The sequence below is a fragment of the Fructilactobacillus sp. X2R6C1 genome (genome assembly GCF_059901295.1).
The window spans coordinates 1-265 of the sequence record NZ_JBWXUZ010000038.1 but is presented as its reverse complement, the minus strand read 5'-3'; the positions used below and the strand labels follow the sequence as shown (position 1 = coordinate 265).

Genomic DNA, 265 nt, shown 5'->3' with positions numbered 1-265 from the left:
ATCTTCATCTTTGCGTTTGCGACGGCTTTAATGGGATTTGCCAACAACATCCATCTCATTTACTTTTTGAGACTACTGACCGGAATCGGAGCAGGCGGTGAATACGGGCTGGGAATTACGCTCCTTGCGGAAGCCTTTCCCAAGAATAAGTTAGGTAAAATGTCGTCGATTGCCTCGGTTGGCGGTCAAGTCGGTGCACTGCTTGCGGCCGTCTTAGCTGCTTTTATTATTCCCCACTTGGGTTGGCACGCACTCTACCTATTTG

At 49.1% G+C, this 265-nt stretch carries 1 protein-coding gene; it reads left to right on the top strand.

All coding sequences use genetic code 11. The annotated features are described in order from the left end of the window. Window positions 1-265, top strand: a 265-nt coding sequence (locus tag AC6UDF_RS07265) for an MFS transporter (RefSeq protein ID WP_500724208.1), incomplete at both ends; no start/stop codon positions are given.